The following is a 16,916-nucleotide window of genomic DNA, read 5'->3' as shown; positions in this document are numbered from 1 at the left end:
ACCACTACATTCACTCAGGCCAAACGCGTTATGATAACGCGTGTTCTCATACATGATTAAAAGCTTCATCCGACGCATCTTGGGTAAGAAACCGCACACCACGAAAAAGACTCGCTTACAGCGCATACCCGTTAGTCAGCACGGATTAACGCGAGTGCAAATATTACCCTGCGCGCTAAAAGTCACTGACACTCTGCAACAAGCCGGCTTCAGTGCATTTGTTGTCGGCGGAGCAGTACGTGATTTGCTTTTGAGCAAAACACCAAAAGATTTTGACGTCGCGACAAACGCCACACCCGAACAGGTTCGCGACCTGTTTCGTCGCTCACGGATTATCGGGCGCCGCTTTCGCTTAGTCCATGTCATGTGTGGTGGCGACACCATAGAAGTATCGACTTTCCGTGCCAGCGCCGTGACTGAAGAAGACGACAGCAGCCATGTTACCGACGACACCGGTCGCATCGTGCGCGACAATGTTTTCGGTGATCAGGAAAGTGATGCCGAGCGACGCGACTTTACTGTCAACGCCCTGTATTACGACCCCAGCACAGAAGAAATATGGGATTACCGTGGCGGTGTCGCGGATATAAAACGCAAGACCTTGCGCATCATCGGTGATCCGGCCACACGTTATCGTGAAGATCCGGTTCGTATGCTACGTGCAGCCCGTTTCGCGGCTAAACTCGACTTCCATATCGATGAAACCACGCGCGCGCCCATTGCTGAACTGGCTGAACTACTGACTAATGTGCCACCTTCACGACTTTTTGATGAGATGCTGAAACTGCTCTTATCCGGCCATGCCTTACGCGCCGTACATCAATTGCGCGCAGAAGGTTTGCATCAGGGCATGCTGCCTATGCTGGACAGCATCCTTGAACAGGATGAGGGCAAACGCTTTATCACTGCCGCATTACATAATACCGACCAGCGTTTACAAGCCGGGAAATCAGTATCACCGGCATTCCTGTTCGCCAGCCTGCTCTGGCATGAATTGCAGATTCACTATCAGAAACGCCTGGATGCCGGCGAAATACCCGCCCCGGCCTTATTTGCCGCAATGGATGATACGCTGGATCATCAGCGTGCGCGACTGGCGGTTCCACGCCGGCTGGACGGCATGATGAAGGAGATATGGAGCCTGCAATCGCGTTATGACCAACGCTCTGGTAGTCGTCCTTATCGACTGCTCGGACACCCTCGTTTCCGCGCGGGATATGATTTCCTGCTGTTACGTGCCGAAAGCGGTGAAGTCGATCAGGAACTCGCTGACTGGTGGACAACGTTCCAGGAAGCCGATGAGACACAACGTGCAGCCATGCTGATCAAAGAACCTGCCAGCAGCAAACCTAAACGCCGCCGACGCACCAAAAAACCTAATCCAGCGCCTCAAGCTACCAATGACTAACATTGCCATCCCGGCGAGTGCGTATGTCGCAATCGGTAGCAATCTGGCAGATTCGGCACAACAAGTGCTACGCGCCTTTACCGCTATTGCGGCCTTGCCACATACTCGTCTTTGCTCACGCTCGTCGCTTTACCTGACTGCACCCGTTGGCTATGCCGACCAACCCGACTTCATCAATGCTGTCGCGCACATTCAGACTTCGCTCACACCTCAGCAATTACTGACAGCCTTGCTGGAAATAGAACAACAATTTGGCCGTGAACGCACCTTCCGCAATGCGCCGCGCGTCATTGATCTGGATGTGCTGTTATATAATGATTTACAGCAGCATGATGCCGGGCTGACCTTGCCCCACCCACGTATGCATGAACGCGCATTTGTTCTCGCGCCACTCGTAGAAATAACCGCAGACATCACCATACCCGGACGCGGGCAAGCCGTGGATTATTTACAGGCGACGCACAATCAGGATTTGCACCGTGTCGGGGATGACTGGCAGCGTCAATAGCATGAACATACTGAATAAATCCCCATACATTGCAGTTGAAGGTCCGATAGGCGCAGGAAAAACCAGCCTCGCTAAACGATTGGCGGCACATTTGAATGCAGAATTACTGCTGGAAAATGCGGAAGAAAATCCGTTTATAACACGTTTTTATCAGGATCCGAAACGGCACGCCCTGGCTACCCAGTTATTTTTTCTGTTCCAGCGCAGTGGCCAAGTCAATGCCCTGCAACAAAACGACTTGTTTCACAACGCAATTGTGGCCGACTTCCTGTTGGATAAAGACCCGCTATTCGCCGAACTCAATCTCGATGATGATGAGTTTCGCCTCTACCAGACAATTTATAAAGAACTACAACCGCAGGCTCCGGTACCCGATCTGGTAATTTATTTACAGGCCAAGCCAAGTGTTTTACTGGCGCGGGTACATAAACGCGGCATCGCTTATGAAAACAGCATTAGCTCCCAATATCTGGAACGCCTGACAGACAGCTACACCCGGTACTTTCATCGTTATGAAACTGCACCACTGCTCATTGTCAATTGCGAACATTTCAATTTTGTGGACAATGATGACCACTTTGCCCTATTGATAAAACAAATTGCCAACATGCGCAGTCCGCGCGAGTTTCTCAATCAAGCAGCGTGAGAGGATAATTATGGCTGATTTATTGTCTTTACAACTACGAGCTGCACAAGGTGAAAAGCTCGCCATCCTGACGGGCTATGACGCAAGTTTTGCAGCACAACTTGAAGCCTGCGGTGTAGATGCCATTCTGGTCGGCGACTCTTTAGGCATGGTAATACAAGGTCAGCGCTCGACGCTGCCGGTAAGCCTTACCGAAATGGCTTACCATACCGCCGCTGTTGCTCGAGGCGCAACCAAAACACTGATCATTGCAGACTTGCCTTTTGGTAGCTACCAAGCCAGTCCGGCCCAGGCTTTGCAATCCGCCAGTACATTATTGGCTGCTGGTGCGCACTGCGTGAAAATTGAGGGGGGTGCAGTTATGATGGAGACAGTTGCATTCCTGAGCACCCGCGGTATTCCGGTATGCGGACATCTGGGACTATTACCCCAATCCGTCAACAGCATGGGCGGCTACAAAGTTCAGGGCAAAACCGAGTCTGCCGCTCAGCAACTCCTTGACGATGCGCACGCACTTACTGCTGCGGGTGCAGCCATGATAGTGCTTGAAGCCATCCCGGCGCCTTTAGCCAAACAGGTCACCGATGCCATTACCATACCTACCATAGGCATAGGTGCAGGCGTGGACTGTAATGGACAGGTATTAGTGCTCTACGACATGCTGGGGATAACTCCGGGCAAGCCCCCGCGCTTTACACACAATTTCATGGCCGATACGAATGATATTGCCGCAGCTATCGCCGCCTATGTCACAGCGGTCAAACAAGGCACATTCCCTGCGGAAAAACACAGCTTCTACACCACCTAAACACATGCAAATTATTCACAGCATTCAGGCGCTGCGCAGTTGGCGCGCACAACATAACGATATCGCTTTTGTCCCGACCATGGGCAACTTGCATGCTGGCCACCTGGCACTTGTTGCAAAAGCACGTCAACAAGCCAGCCAGGTTGTGGTCAGTATTTTTGTCAACCCATTGCAATTTGGTGTTAATGAAGATTATTCACGCTATCCGCGCACCATGGAGCATGATGTTGAGTTATTGCAAAGCATGGGTGTGGACGTCTTGTTTGCCCCCAGCGTCGAGGAGCTCTTCCCTGCCCCGCAAAGTTATCATGTAGAACCTCCCCCTGTCGCCAATGAGCTATGCGGTGCATTTCGCCCCGGACATTTTCGCGGGGTCGCCACCATCGTGATGAAGTTATTCAACATCATACAACCCACAATTGCAGTATTCGGCAGGAAAGACTATCAGCAGCTAACCATTATCCGCGGCATGGTCGCTGATTTTGCCATACCGGTTACACTCCTGGCAGGTGAAACAATACGTGCAGAAGACGGCTTGGCGTTATCCTCACGCAATGGCTTTCTGAGTGCAGACGAACGACGTACAGCGCCACAACTTTACGCAAAATTAGTAGAAATGAAAGACCTGATTCTGGCAGGGGCGCATGACCACATGCAGATTGAACAACGCGCCATTGACGACCTCACTACACAAGGCTGGCAAGTTGACTATGTCGCCATTCGCGATAGCAGCCTCGCCATACCATCCCCGGACAGCAAGCAACTGGTAATACTGGTTGCGGCGCGCCTGGGAAGCACACGACTTATAGACAATATCGAAATTGACAGCTAACGGGCCGATCGGCTATCGTCAAACGACTATTTAGTAGTTGCCAGCGCGGCTCTCACTTCCTGCTCATCTTTGGCTGACAATACTCCACCGTCCTTGACCACCGCATCTTCAGTTTTCTTGTTCATCACAATAATGCTGATACGACGATTAATCGGATTCATCGGATTTTCCTTATCAAAAGGAATCGCAGAAGCCAGCCCGACCACTCGCAGCATCTTGGACTCATCCATCCCACCGGCGATCAATTCACGCCGTGAAGCATTGGCGCGATCCGTTGACAACTCCCAGTTACTGTACGAGGTGCCGCCATTAGCATAAGGCGTAGCATCAGTATGCCCGGATAAAGTGATTTTGTTTGGCACTTCGTTGAGCGTCTTGCCTATTTCATGCAGGATTTCTTTGGTATAAGGTTGTAGCTCCGCTTTGGCTGAAGCAAACATGGGACGGTTTTTTTCATCCACAATCTGTATGCGCAACCCTTCTGTAGTGATATCAAGCAACAACTGTTTTTTGAACTGCTTAAGCATCGGGTTCCCGTCAATCGACTTTTCTATGCTAGCCTTCAGGCCCTTCAAACGCGCCGCTTCCAGCCTCTCCAGATCTGCTTGTGCCGCCTTCAAATCGTAAGTTTTTTTCTGTACGGGATCAGTCGCTTTACTCACCTGCCCATCTTTACGCGTCAAATCCTTGCCGCCACCCTGAATAACGCTCGAACTATCGCCACTGCCAGAACCTCCGGCCATAGCCACTTTCAACGGCGTAGAGAAATACTCGGAAATGCCTTTCAAATCACCTTTTGCAGTTGAACCCAGCAACCACATCAACAAGAAGAAAGCCATCATCGCCGTCACAAAGTCGGCATAGGCAATCTTCCAGGCACCACCATGATGACCACCAGCGGTTTTCTTGATCCGCTTTACGATAATGGGGCGCGCATCAGCCATAATTTATTCTCACTTACGATTACTTGGATTTGGCTTGCTTAACATGCTCTTCAAGTTCAAGGAAACTTGGGCGCTCGGTCGAATAAAGCACTTTACGCCCGAACTCAACTGCCAGCGCGGGCGCATAGCCATTCAAACTTGCTAATAAAGTAATCTTGGTACATTGAAACATTTTGCTCGACTCATCCAGCTTCTGTTCCATCAAACCTGAAAGCGGCCCAACGAAGCCATAGGCCAGCAAAATACCCAAGAATGTACCCACCAGAGCATGGGCAATCAACATACCCAACTCAGCCGGTGGTGCACCCACTGATTCCATCGTGTGCACTACACCCATAACAGCGGCAACAATACCGAACGCAGGCAAACCATCACCCAACTTGGCAATGCAATGTGCCGCCACCGCACCTTCATGGTGGTGGGTATCCAGTTCGTTATCCATCAAATTCTCGATCTGGAATGCATCCATATTGCCGGATACCATTAAACGCAGATAATCAGTCATGAACTCGGTTATATGATGATCATGCACAATCGAAGGATATTTACTGAAAAGCGGACTCGCCTCAGGATTTTCAATGTCACCCTCGATGGACATTAATCCTTCCTTGCGAACTTTGCTTAGAATCTCAAATAATAATGCCAGCAAATCCATATAAAGGGCTTTAGTATACTTTGAGCCTTTGAATATCGACGGCAATGCTTTCATCGTCGCTTTTACAGACTTGGCATTATTTCCAACAAAAAAAGCACCTGCGGCACCGCCGCCGATCATCAGCAATTCCAGTGGTTGAAATAAGGCTGCCAAATGCCCACCCGCCAAGGCAAAACCGCCAAAGACGGAGCCTAGCACGACTACATAGCCAACAATTACTAACACTCGTCGCTCCCGGGAAAAGAAAGGATAAACCTTTCGTCATTATTATCTTCATCATGATCGAGGATCCATTGCTCTATATCGATGCTGCTAAAAACTTATCTTACACAAGATAATGTCGACTTCAAACGAAGTAACTTAAATGTTTCACGACAATATGACTAAATATACCATGCGTAAAGCGGGGTACGCATCCGTTCGGTTTGAATCACCCTGTCGGCTGCATGATGCTCTATCTTAAATTCATTGCTGAGCAACATGGAACCAGGCCGCATTTCTGCTTGCGCTTTATCCCATAAAGCAGACATCACAGCGGGAGACAAATACGCAAAGACCACATCGAACTGCGATAAATCCAGATCAACATAATCCGCGCGAATAAAACGACCTCTGCTGTTCGATAGACGCGCACGCAACCAGCTAATCAGCCAGGGCAATGGCGCCAACTCCACCCCCATTATCTCACTATCCAGCCGTCTGGACGATAAATTCAGCACCAGCCCACCCAAACCGCTACCTATATCCACCATGCGAATGCTTCGATCCGTGGGCAACAATTGCGCAACAGCTTCCCACACGGCAAAACTGGAAGGGTAATAGGGAACCTGGGTACGGAATGTATGCCAGTACAGCAGGAGAAATAATAGAAATGCAGCTAAAAAAACAACGGGGGGAAGATGCAGGGCCATTGCAAGAAACAACGCCATAGGAAAAAACAGTTGAATTACCCACCACCAGACAGCCAGTTTGCGCCAACGCGCCAGCAATGCAGCGATGACTCCTTGCAGCAGGACTGCAATACCAGTCGAAACGAGAACTGCAGGGATAAAATACCACCACATAACCAACAACAACCCAAGCAGGCAACCGGCAAGGATTTGCAGCAACAATGCCTGCACAGCCGGCAAGCGCCATGCTGTACGCAATCGTCTCATCATCAATCCAGCAGGCAAAGAAATGACCAAAAAGTGTCCGGAAAGTTAATTAAAGAGCCGCAGCGGCAAGCGCAGCTTCTTCGCGTAATTTCTTGGTTTTCCCTGCACGTGAAGGCATATGGCACAATCCGCATACGTAGTGATTATTCAAATCAAAACGATCAATCACGAAATGGCCACCACACTCGGAGCAGGTTGTTGTCGCTAGCATCTTGCGCTCAACAAAACGCACCAATGTCCAGGCACGTGTTAATGACAATACGGCTTCATCACCCTCATTAATCTCCACCTGCTCGAGATACAGTTGATAGGCTTTCATAATCGCCTGGATGCCTTGAATTTCAGCGTGCAGAACCAAATAATGATAAATATTGAGAAACATCGACGAATGGATGTTCGGCTGCCAAGTCAAAAACCAGTCCGTTGAAAAAGGCAGCATACCTTTAGGTGGAGACTCACCTTTTAATTCTTTGTATAAATTCAGCAATCGCTCACGGGAGAGGGAGGTTTCTGATTCCAGTAATTGCAGACGGGCACCCAGGTGAATTAACTCCATTGCCAACTGGATATCCTGCGCTTCTGTCACCACACTTTTTTTAGTCATTTTTTTAGCCTCACATCCCGGATGAATCAAAACGCTTATGCGAATTCTTCCACAGCCTGGCCTGCCATCAATATGGCTGCGTGAGAATGCGCTAACGCACGATCTTTATTATAGTTGGTAAGCATACCCAAAATCGCACCGTCATCAAAACGAAACCGCGCCAGCATCATATTTGTGCCTGCCAGTTTGAGTAACTGGGCATTACTCAGACCTTCAATCAATTCTGCAATTTGAGCATCGATACCGAGACGAAAGATAGCTGTTGCCTTATCAGCACGAATCATTTGCTGAGCCAGCATTAAATAGTTCAAATTAGCATCACGAATTTCAGCCAACATGTTATCTACAGTCATTTTTATTCTCCTCAAAAGCCAACTTTTTAAAACCTGTCGCACAGTTTGTGTGGCAAGTGGTTAGCATATTGGAACTAGAATAAAAAAGCGCAAATAGGCACTATTCTGTATTTTATGTAAGATGAAATGGTATGCAATAGACGGTATTTGGCTTACAAATACCAATTGGCGAAATAAAAAATCCGGCAGGAAAATTTATAAAATCCATAAGATTCCAGCGGTGGCGGGGCATGCAGAACACATGCATCACAGAACTAACTTACAAGCATGTAAGTGAACTCCACCCTGAAAATCAAATAAACCTGATAAAAACGGAGAAAAATATTTCTCATATTGTTGTTATCGGCCAACATTTTGAAAACTTTAGGGTTAAATTGAAAATAAATTCATTTATTTTCAATTTAACTACTAACCAACTGTTTTACAACAAAATATATTTTAAAATAAATTAAAAAATATTTGATATGTTATATATCGGCACTTTTTTGCAAAACTTTAATTTCCACATCGCCCACACTAACAACTTGCCCGCTGCGAACCTTACAGGTTTTGCGCAACTCCACTTCCCTATCCACCCTAACCAAACCTTCGGCTACGAGATGCTTCCCTGCACCGCCACTATCCACAACACCAGCCAGTTTTAATAGCTGATTAAGTTCTACAAACTCACGCTCCAATTCGAAATCAACATGCTGCATAGCTTCCATTTGATACCCCGCTTTAAAATAGGACTGCAAAATTACACATATACGAGCTAATTGACTCGCACTGCATGAATAACATTAGATAAACCCTGGATACGCGCCAAAGCACGGTTTAATTGCTGTTGATTAGCAAAGTTCACATGGAAGCGCATAGTCGCCACCCCGTCATTCGTATCTGTATTTACACGCACCAGCGGCATACGCTCTTTGGTAAAGATATCGGAAATATCACGCAACAGGCCATGGCGATCAAATGCTTCTACTGCAATATCACAAACAATGCGCTCACCACCCTCTTCGCCCCAGCTTGCCGCAAGCAGACGCGCCTTGCGCTCGCCCTCGACTCGCAGGACATTAGGACAGTCCTGGCGATGTATGGTGACGCCGCGCCCCTGCGTCGCATAGCCAACTATCGCAGCAGGCGGTGAAGGCTGACAACAGTGAGCAATTGTCACCGGCAGATTCCCCACCCCTTCAATCAGGATATCGTTGCTACCCGGTTTAGCCGCAACACGTATATTGCTCCGCTTAGCCGGCTCTATTGCTGGCAATGGCGCCATTTGCGACTGAATGGCATCGTCAAGTTGACGGGCACTAATATCACCGCGACCTATTGCAGCCAGAAACTCATCGCCTTTGGGTTCACCCAGCTTTACCGCCAGTTTATCCAGATTTACGTCGGACGCACCCAAACGCCGCACCTCCCGATCCAGAATATCGCGGCCTTGTGCAATATTCTCTTCGAAGTACTGATAACGGAACCAATGCCGTACTTTCGCACGAGCACGTGGCGTTACCAGATAACCCAAAGCCGGATTCAGCCAGTCGCGACTTGGCGTCCCTTGCTTCACCGTCAATATTTCCACCCGCTGCCCGTTTTTTAACGGCGTATTCAATGGCACAATCACGCCATCCACTTTTGCGCCACGGCAACGGTGCCCCAAATCAGAGTGCACGTGATAGGCAAAATCCACCGGACTCGCGCCAGCTGCCAGGTCTATCACTCGCCCTTGGGGTGTCAGCACATAGATGCGGTCCTGAAACAGCTCATTTTTAAATAACTCGGCAAGCTCACGGCCATCGGCAACTTCATCCTTCCATTGCAATATCTGCCGCAGCCAGGCAATTTTATCCTCGGCACCGGTGGCTTTAGTCGCACCTTCCTTATAGCGCCAGTGCGCCGCCACGCCCAGTTCGGCATGGTTATGCATGTCGAATGTGCGAATCTGCACTTCCAGCGCCTTATTTTCCGGGCCGATGACCCCCGTGTGCAACGAGCGATAATCATTACTTTTAGGATGCGCAATATAGTCATCGAATTCACCGGATATCGGCTGCCACAAGTGGTGTATCAAGCCCAGCGCGGTATAGCAGTCCTTCAACTCCGGTACCAGTATGCGCACGGCGCGAATATCATACAGCTGCTCAAATGCCAGATGCTTGCGGTTCATCTTGTTGATGATACTGACGATATGCTTGGGCCGGCCAGTGACTTCAGCAGCGATTCCCGCAGCTTTCAATTCGTCCTGCAACAGCGCCACGACATCGGCAATATAACGCTCACGATCCAGCCGTTTTTCGTCCAGCAAGCGCGCTATGCGTTTGTAATTATCGGGTTCAAGGATGCGATAAGACAAATCCTCCATTTCCCACTTGATTTGCCATACCCCCAAACGGTTTGCCAGCGGCGCAAACAACTCGCGCACTTCCCGCGCTACCTGATGACGGGCAACATCATCGTCACTCTGCGTCAACACGCGCAACGCATAAGCGCGTTCGGCCAGCTTGATTAACACCACCCTGACGTCTTCCACCATCGCCAGCAACATTTGCCGCAAACCTTCCACCTGGCTATGTCCATCACGGCGTACCGTTTCGTCACCGGCGATTAACTGCCCCACCGCATCCATTTTTGCCACACCGCGCGCTAGCGCCAGTACGGGCTCTGCAACAGGTAAGGGCTCATCCAGCGATATACCCGACAGCAGCGCAGCCGCTACGCTCTCGGCATCCAGATGCAACTCTGCCACTTGCAACGCAGTTCCCATAGCATGCTGCCAGCGCCCTATTCCAGCCTCGCTACCCGCATCCGGCAGTGTAGTAACCCATTGCGCCACATCAGCAATCATGGCCGCGCCAGTCACATCCGCCTCCGCCGTCAAACGCGGCAACACCGTTGCCAAATCCGGCAGAGCATCATCATTTACTGCAGTAGTCTGAGTTGTAACCATTATTTACCTAAATTATGCTAACTGAGACCTTTGCACTATGTAGCGAGTGCAGTAATCGTGTAAAGGTCTCTAACTATCCTGCCAATAATGCCGCTTTAACAGCCGCCAACTGTTAGTTTCCATAGCCACATCAGGCATGAAACGTATATCCACCAAACCATCAACATCCGAGCGCCGTAATTGACTACCGGCATCGCGATAGCGCGTCACCACATCACTGCGCGGATGCCCGAAACGGTTGTTGTAGCCCATAGTAAACACCGTCAATTGCGGCTGGACGGCGGCAATGAAACCAGGCGTGGATGAAGTACGGCTACCATGATGTGGCGCAACGAGCACAGACGCACGCAACAACGTCGGCTGTGTTGCCAGCAACATGGCCTCATCCTCTGCCTCGATATCGGCCGGCAATAATACACTACCGCCTGCGCTACTGAGCTTCAGTACACAACTGCGATGATTATCTTTTAACGACGCATCAGCATAACTGCTCAGCGTCGGATGCAACATGGCGAAATGTACGCCATCCCAATCCCAGCTTTGCCCCGCCTCGCAACGCCTTACTGGCTGCACTGAGTTAGCAAACAGCGAATGTGCGGACGGCAAAGAAGTAATGACGGTTGTCACCGGCACCGCATTTAACAATGATGCGGCGCCACCAGTATGATCATTATCATCATGTGACAACACCATCCCATCCAGCCGAGTGACCCCTTCGCCGCGCAAATAAGGCGCGATAATACGACTGCCGCTATCCGCTTCACTGTTATAGCGTGGCCCGGTATCGAACAACAGCGTGTGATGTGCGGTGCGCACCAGTACCGCCAGCCCCTGCCCGACATCGATCACACTCACCCATAAGGCACCAGCGGTCGGTTGCGGCACTGCTACCAGCAACGCCGGCAGCATCCACACCGCACCCAGCCAGCGTGCCGGGAAGCCTCGCGGCAACAGCCACCATAACGCGCCCAGCAAAGCCATGCCAACGGCCCAGCGGCTCGGTTCAGGCTGTTGCCACACAGGCCAGCTCGCCAATATTTGCAATAGCCACACACAAGCCGCCATCAACCCATGTGCCCAATGCAATGGCGCATCCATACCCGAAAAACTGCCCAGCAAAGCTAAAGGTGTAATCAAAAAACTGATGAGTGGTATCGCAAACGCATTAGCCAACGGCGAGACCGTAGACAACTGCCCGAACAGCAACAATAATATCGGCGCTAACGCCAGCGTCACCGCCCACTGTGAATGCCACCATTCTTGTAGCCAATGCGGCTTGCCGACACGTGACCCGGTTGCGAATAACAACACCCCCACCGCGCCGAACGACAGCCAGAACCCTGCCGACATCACCGCCCACGGATCGATCAATACCACGATCAGCAACGCCCAGGCCAGTATCCGCGTTGGTGCCAGCGTGCGACCGCTCCATAATGCAATCGCCACCACCCACAACATATAGAGTGTGCGTTGAGCCGGTATGCCGAATCCAGCCAGCACCACGTAAGCCAGCGCAACCAGCGCACCCGCCAGTATCGCCGCCCTGCGCGCCGGCAACCGCAAGGTCAGCCGAGTGCTGCGGCGCCAGAGTGCATAACATAGCGCAAACGCCAGCCCGGACAGCATAGTCACATGCAAACCCGAGATACTGATCAAATGGGTAATACCGGTACGCTGATACAACTGCCATTGCGCGGGCGGGATAGCAGACTGCTCTCCTATCGCCAGCGCCTTCAGCACCCCCGTGTAAGGCGCGCTAGCCAATACGTGATCAAAACGATCGGCAATATGCCCACGTAAGACCTCGATCAGATAGCGCGGTTCCGCAACCCGGGCTGATAGCAAACGCTGTTCGCTGCGTTCGCGTACTGCCCCCAAAGCACGAATGTCGCGTGCAAACCACATGGCTTCCATGTCCTGCACATGTGGATTCTGATTGGCGTGCGGACGCCGCAGACGCACCGTCAATTGCCAGCGCTGTGCCGCCTTTACCGACAGCGCCCCAGCTAGAGGCTTACCATTAAAATCAGTAAGATAGGTTGATAATTGCACGTGTTTCGGCACTTCCGCACCGGGAGTCCGCACCCGTTCCACGTCAAATTCGAAACGCTGACCGCGCTCAGTCACCACCGGCAAACTCGCCACCACACCGACCACGGAGACATCCACACCTTCCCAGGTGAGTGGCAAACTATCAGCCAGTCGCTGCTGTGCCAGCATGGCCGCGTAAAAGAAACCCAGCGCAAACCACAATACCAGCAAAGCAACTCTGCGCACTTGCCGCCACCTGCCCGATACGGGCAACCCCCATGCCGATGCCAGCAGCGGTAAGCCCCACGCCCAGGCCAGATCAGGCAATACGGCTTGTTGCTGCAGCCAAATTACACCCGTAACAAACGCGAGTATGACTAGACGCACAGCTTACTCATCGTCATGCGTGCCATCGGCACCAAACAATACGGTTTTCAAGCGCCTCAATTCATCACGCAATTCGGCAGCACGTTCGAACTCCAGGTTTCTGGCGGCGGTGAGCATGTCCTTTTCCACCTGTTTCAGTTCCTTGGTCAAGGTCTTTTCATCCTTGGCATGGTAGCTCGCCATTTTTTGCGCGACTTTATGATTAGCCTGTGCGCTTTCCATGTCATACGCGCCTTCGATAATATCCTTGATGCCTTTGACCACACCGCGCGGCGTGATGCCATGCTCAAGGTTATATTCCACTTGCTTATGGCGACGGCGGTCGGTTTCATCCATCGCCCGCCGCATCGAATTGGTAATGCGGTCAGCATACAGAATCGCACGGCCATTCAGGTTACGCGCCGCCCGGCCTATGGTCTGGATCAACGAACGCTCGGAACGCAAAAAGCCCTCCTTATCCGCATCCAGTACCGCTACCAGTGATACTTCCGGAATATCCAGCCCCTCGCGCAACAGATTGATACCAACCAGCACATCAAATATGCCCAGACGCAAATCACGGATAATTTCCACCCGCTCTACCGTATCCACATCGGAATGCAGATAACGCACTTTCACTCCATGCTCCGACAAGTAATCAGTCAGATCTTCAGACATGCGTTTGGTCAGCGTGGTCACCAGCACGCGCTCGTTCACTGCCACACGCTTGGTAATCTCGGATAGCACATCATCCACTTGCGTTGCCACCGGACGCACTTCGATCTCAGGGTCAACCAGACCGGTCGGCCGCACCACCTGCTCCACTACCTGGCCCTGATGCTGTTGCTCATAGTCAGCAGGCGTCGCCGACACGAACACAGTCTGGCGCATGATGTGCTCGAATTCATCGAAGCGCAGCGGGCGGTTATCCATCGCCGATGGCAGGCGGAAACCGTAATTCACCAGATTTTCCTTGCGTGCGCGGTCGCCCTTGTACATGCCGCCGATCTGCGGAATGGTAACGTGCGATTCATCAATAATCATCAGTGCCCGTGACGGCAGGTAATCAATCAGCGTCGGTGGCGGTTCGCCCGGCTTGCGCCCAGACAAATGTCGCGAGTAGTTCTCAATGCCTTTGCAAAATCCCAGCTCGTTCATCATCTCCAGATCGAAGCGCGTGCGCTGCTCCAGGCGTTGCGCCTCCACCAGCTTGTTATCGCGGTAATATTCTTCCAGCCGCTCGCGCAATTCGATTTTAATCGCCTCGATGGCGCGTAAGGTAGTACTGCGCGGGGTGACGTAATGACTGGACGGATACACGGTGAAGCGCGGCAATTTCTGCAGCAAGTGGCCGGTGAGCGGATCGAACAGACGGATACTTTCCACCTCGTCGTCAAACAGCGAAATCCGCACCGCATGTTCGGCACTCTCCGCCGGGAAGATATCCAGCACATCGCCGCGCACGCGAAACACGCCGCGCTTGAATTCAAATTCATTTCTGTCGTACTGCATCGCGATCAGACGTTGTATCGCATCACGCTGCGACAGTTTTTCACCCTGACGCAGATGCAATATCATCTTGTGGTAATCGCCCGGATCGCCGATACCGTAAATCGCGGACACCGTCGCCACGATAATGCTGTCATTGCGTTCCAGCAGCGCCTTGGTCGCTGACAGGCGCATCTGCTCAATATGCTCATTAATGCTGGAATCTTTTTCGATAAACAAATCACGCGCCGGCACATAAGCCTCGGGCTGATAGTAGTCGTAGTAGGACACAAAATATTCGACCGAATTTTCGGGAAAAAACTCGCGCATTTCCGCGTATAGTTGAGCTGCCAGGGTCTTGTTCGGCGCCATGATCATCGCCGGCCGCCCCAGTTGCGCAATCACATTCGCCATAGTGTAAGTCTTGCCCGAGCCAGTCACGCCCAGCAAAGTCTGGAACGCCAGGCCGTCATTAATCCCCTCTACCAGCTTCGCTATCGCTTGTGGCTGATCACCTGCCGGTAAAAAAGGTTGATGCAATCGAAAAGGACTATTGGGAAAAGTGACAATCACGAGTAAAATCCGTCTGTTTTTAACCTGTTAATCTTATCATGTCAGCGGATTAGCCTCTGACATACTACTCAAGGATGTTTAAGTTGGAACTCTCAAATCGCGTTCAGGCCATCAAACCCTCTCCTACACTCGCTGTTACTGCTCGCGCAGCGAAGCTTAAAGCTGAAGGAAAAGACATTATCGGCTTGGGCGCAGGCGAACCCGACTTTGACACTCCGCAACACATTAAAGATGCAGCGATTGCTGCGATTAACAGCGGTTTCACCAAATACACTGCGGTCGGCGGCACACCATCCTTAAAACAGGCGGTCATTGCCAAATTCAAACGCGACAACGGCCTGGACTATACCGCCAAGCAGGTTTTAGTCTCCTGCGGCGGCAAGCAGAGCTTTTTCAATCTGGTACAAGCCCTGATCAACCCCGGTGACGAAGTCATTATCCCGGCACCCTACTGGGTGTCATACCCTGACATCGTTATCCTTGCCGGCGGCTCACCGGTCATCATTGAAGCCGGTATCGATCAAGGTTTCAAAATTACGCCAGCGCAGTTGCAGGCAGCGATAACACCTCGCACCCGTTTGGTAGTGATCAACAGCCCGAGCAACCCAAGCGGCGCTGTGTACAGCCTGGAAGAACTGGCTGCATTAGGCGCCGTATTGCGTAACTACCCTGACATTATCATCGCCACTGACGATATGTATGAACACATCCGCCTGCAAGACGGACCGTTCAGCAACATCCTCAATGCCTGCCCCGACCTGTATGACCGCACCATGGTGCTGAATGGCGTATCCAAATCGTATGCCATGACCGGCTGGCGTATCGGCTATTGCGCCGGCCCGGAAAAGCTCATCACTGCGATGGAAAATGTGCAATCACAGTCAACCTCCAACCCCACTTCGATTTCGCAGGTCGCCGCTGAAGCCGCACTCAACGGCGATCAAGCTTGCATCGTGCCGATGATCGCCGCATTCCGCGAACGTCATGAATTCGTTGTCGCCGCACTCAACACTATTCCCGGCGTCAACTGCATCTATGCCGGCGGTGCGTTCTACGCCTTCCCTGATGTCAGCAGCGCCATCCAGCGCCTGCATCAGGCTGGCAAAATCACCGCCACCACTGACATTGCGCTGAGCGAGTATCTGCTGGAAAAAGCTGGAGTTGCCGTTGTACCTGGCTCGGCTTTCGGTAGCGAAGGTTATATCCGCTTATCATTCGCCACCTCCATGGATAATCTTAAGGCAGCATTAAGCCGGCTACAGACATGGATGGCGTAAGCTAGCTATAGCCAACGCAGCCTTGACACAACGATAGACGCTTACCGGGCTAAATCCACCGGTAAAAATCGACGGAATTAATTACTGACAGCAGCTGCTACAGACCGATTGAAGTTGCACGAAAACCCTGGCCGGTCACATTGGCCAGTATGGTTTTGGTATCGACACATTCGGGGTCATAAGCGACCAGCATCAAATGCGGTGTCCGGTCATGGGCACCCGCACTAACAACGCAACTATGTTCTCGTATGGATGCTTCTAACCTGTCCAACTGCTCACGCGTCAGCGTCTCGTCAACATGTATAATGAAATCGGAAATGGATATATGCAT

16 protein-coding genes are annotated in these 16,916 nt (G+C 51.3%); 6 read left to right on the top strand and 10 right to left on the bottom strand.

Annotated elements, in window-relative coordinates:
* The first annotated feature begins 52 nt into the window (after positions 1-52).
* From pcnB to panC, 5 genes are read left to right on the top strand one after another with little or no spacing between them, the layout of a single operon-like run.
* Positions 53-1,408, top strand: coding sequence for a polynucleotide adenylyltransferase PcnB (gene pcnB / locus EJE49_RS04660; protein ID WP_124949208.1), 1,356 nt, complete (start codon positions 53-55; stop codon positions 1,406-1,408).
* Complete coding sequence (gene folK, locus EJE49_RS04655; protein ID WP_124949207.1) at positions 1,401-1,916, top strand: 2-amino-4-hydroxy-6-hydroxymethyldihydropteridine diphosphokinase; 516 nt, start codon at positions 1,401-1,403, stop codon at positions 1,914-1,916. Before pcnB ends, folK begins: the two co-directional genes overlap by 8 nt.
* Before the next feature lies 1 nt (position 1,917).
* On the top strand, positions 1,918-2,562 hold the full coding sequence (locus tag EJE49_RS04650; RefSeq protein WP_124949206.1) for a deoxynucleoside kinase: 645 nt from the start codon (positions 1,918-1,920) through the stop codon (positions 2,560-2,562).
* A gap of 10 nt (positions 2,563-2,572) precedes the next feature.
* Entirely contained in the window at positions 2,573-3,370 is a 798-nt protein-coding gene (panB, locus tag EJE49_RS04645) for a 3-methyl-2-oxobutanoate hydroxymethyltransferase (protein WP_189941695.1), read from the top strand.
* Between the two features lie 4 nt (positions 3,371-3,374).
* Positions 3,375-4,202, top strand: coding sequence for a pantoate--beta-alanine ligase (gene panC / locus EJE49_RS04640; RefSeq protein WP_124949205.1), 828 nt, complete (start codon positions 3,375-3,377; stop codon positions 4,200-4,202).
* 26 nt (positions 4,203-4,228) lie between these two features.
* On the opposite strand, the gene motB is transcribed toward panC, so the two are convergent.
* The 9 genes from motB to uvrB form a co-directional block, all read right to left on the bottom strand.
* The gene (gene motB, locus EJE49_RS04635) at positions 4,229-5,146 is read right to left on the bottom strand and encodes a flagellar motor protein MotB (RefSeq protein WP_124949204.1); all 918 of its coding nucleotides are present in this window, start codon (positions 5,144-5,146) and stop codon (positions 4,229-4,231) included.
* A 19-nt stretch (positions 5,147-5,165) separates the two neighbouring features.
* A complete protein-coding gene (gene motA, locus EJE49_RS04630; protein WP_124949203.1) occupies positions 5,166-6,026 on the bottom strand; it encodes a flagellar motor stator protein MotA in 861 nt (286 codons plus the stop codon).
* Positions 6,027-6,184: 158 nt separating this feature from the next.
* Positions 6,185-6,961, bottom strand: coding sequence for a class I SAM-dependent methyltransferase (locus tag EJE49_RS04625; protein ID WP_124949202.1), 777 nt, complete (start codon positions 6,959-6,961; stop codon positions 6,185-6,187).
* A 46-nt stretch (positions 6,962-7,007) separates the two neighbouring features.
* Complete coding sequence (gene flhC, locus EJE49_RS04620) at positions 7,008-7,562, bottom strand: flagellar transcriptional regulator FlhC (protein ID WP_124949201.1); 555 nt, start codon at positions 7,560-7,562, stop codon at positions 7,008-7,010.
* A gap of 35 nt (positions 7,563-7,597) precedes the next feature.
* Positions 7,598-7,915 (bottom strand): flagellar transcriptional regulator FlhD, encoded by a 318-nt coding sequence (gene flhD / locus EJE49_RS04615; protein WP_124949200.1) that lies wholly within the window; start codon positions 7,913-7,915, stop codon positions 7,598-7,600.
* 467 nt (positions 7,916-8,382) lie between these two features.
* The gene (locus EJE49_RS04610; protein ID WP_442267846.1) at positions 8,383-8,622 is read right to left on the bottom strand and encodes an RNA-binding S4 domain-containing protein; all 240 of its coding nucleotides are present in this window, start codon (positions 8,620-8,622) and stop codon (positions 8,383-8,385) included.
* Between the two features lie 47 nt (positions 8,623-8,669).
* Positions 8,670-10,850, bottom strand: coding sequence for a RelA/SpoT family protein (locus EJE49_RS04605; protein WP_124949199.1), 2,181 nt, complete (start codon positions 10,848-10,850; stop codon positions 8,670-8,672).
* A gap of 69 nt (positions 10,851-10,919) precedes the next feature.
* The gene (locus tag EJE49_RS04600) at positions 10,920-13,268 is read right to left on the bottom strand and encodes a DNA internalization-related competence protein ComEC/Rec2 (RefSeq protein WP_124949198.1); all 2,349 of its coding nucleotides are present in this window, start codon (positions 13,266-13,268) and stop codon (positions 10,920-10,922) included.
* A 3-nt stretch (positions 13,269-13,271) separates the two neighbouring features.
* Positions 13,272-15,308, bottom strand: coding sequence for an excinuclease ABC subunit UvrB (gene uvrB, locus EJE49_RS04595; RefSeq protein ID WP_124949197.1), 2,037 nt, complete (start codon positions 15,306-15,308; stop codon positions 13,272-13,274).
* 83 nt (positions 15,309-15,391) lie between these two features.
* Between uvrB and EJE49_RS04590 the strand changes: the two genes are divergently transcribed.
* Complete coding sequence (locus EJE49_RS04590) at positions 15,392-16,585, top strand: pyridoxal phosphate-dependent aminotransferase (RefSeq protein WP_124949196.1); 1,194 nt, start codon at positions 15,392-15,394, stop codon at positions 16,583-16,585.
* 97 nt (positions 16,586-16,682) lie between these two features.
* Here EJE49_RS04590 and EJE49_RS04585 read toward each other — a convergent pair whose 3' ends face one another.
* A complete protein-coding gene (locus EJE49_RS04585) occupies positions 16,683-16,916 on the bottom strand; it encodes an ATP-binding protein (protein ID WP_124949195.1) in 234 nt (77 codons plus the stop codon).

The organism is Sulfuriferula thiophila, from assembly GCF_003864975.1.
Taxonomy (GTDB): domain Bacteria; phylum Pseudomonadota; class Gammaproteobacteria; order Burkholderiales; family Sulfuriferulaceae; genus Sulfuriferula; species Sulfuriferula thiophila.
Note: the sequence above shows the minus strand (reverse complement) of the source record. Positions and strands in the feature narration are given on the sequence as shown.

Excerpts from the sequence above, each read along its gene's own strand:
- pcnB (WP_124949208.1), top strand. The coding sequence starts at position 53 with ATGATTAAAAGCTTCATCCGACGCATCTTGGGTAAGAAACCGCACACC.
- folK (WP_124949207.1), top strand. The coding sequence starts at position 1,401 with ATGACTAACATTGCCATCCCGGCGAGTGCGTATGTCGCAATCGGTAGC.
- EJE49_RS04650 (WP_124949206.1), top strand. The coding sequence starts at position 1,918 with ATGAACATACTGAATAAATCCCCATACATTGCAGTTGAAGGTCCGATA.
- panB (WP_189941695.1), top strand. The coding sequence starts at position 2,573 with ATGGCTGATTTATTGTCTTTACAACTACGAGCTGCACAAGGTGAAAAG.
- panC (WP_124949205.1), top strand. The coding sequence starts at position 3,375 with ATGCAAATTATTCACAGCATTCAGGCGCTGCGCAGTTGGCGCGCACAA.
- motB (WP_124949204.1), bottom strand. The coding sequence starts at position 5,146 with ATGGCTGATGCGCGCCCCATTATCGTAAAGCGGATCAAGAAAACCGCT.
- EJE49_RS04625 (WP_124949202.1), bottom strand. The coding sequence starts at position 6,961 with ATGATGAGACGATTGCGTACAGCATGGCGCTTGCCGGCTGTGCAGGCA.
- flhC (WP_124949201.1), bottom strand. The coding sequence starts at position 7,562 with ATGACTAAAAAAAGTGTGGTGACAGAAGCGCAGGATATCCAGTTGGCA.
- flhD (WP_124949200.1), bottom strand. The coding sequence starts at position 7,915 with ATGACTGTAGATAACATGTTGGCTGAAATTCGTGATGCTAATTTGAAC.
- EJE49_RS04610 (WP_442267846.1), bottom strand. The coding sequence starts at position 8,622 with ATGGAAGCTATGCAGCATGTTGATTTCGAATTGGAGCGTGAGTTTGTA.
- EJE49_RS04605 (WP_124949199.1), bottom strand. The coding sequence starts at position 10,850 with ATGGTTACAACTCAGACTACTGCAGTAAATGATGATGCTCTGCCGGAT.
- EJE49_RS04585 (WP_124949195.1), bottom strand. The coding sequence starts at position 16,916 with ATGCATATATCCATTTCCGATTTCATTATACATGTTGACGAGACGCTG.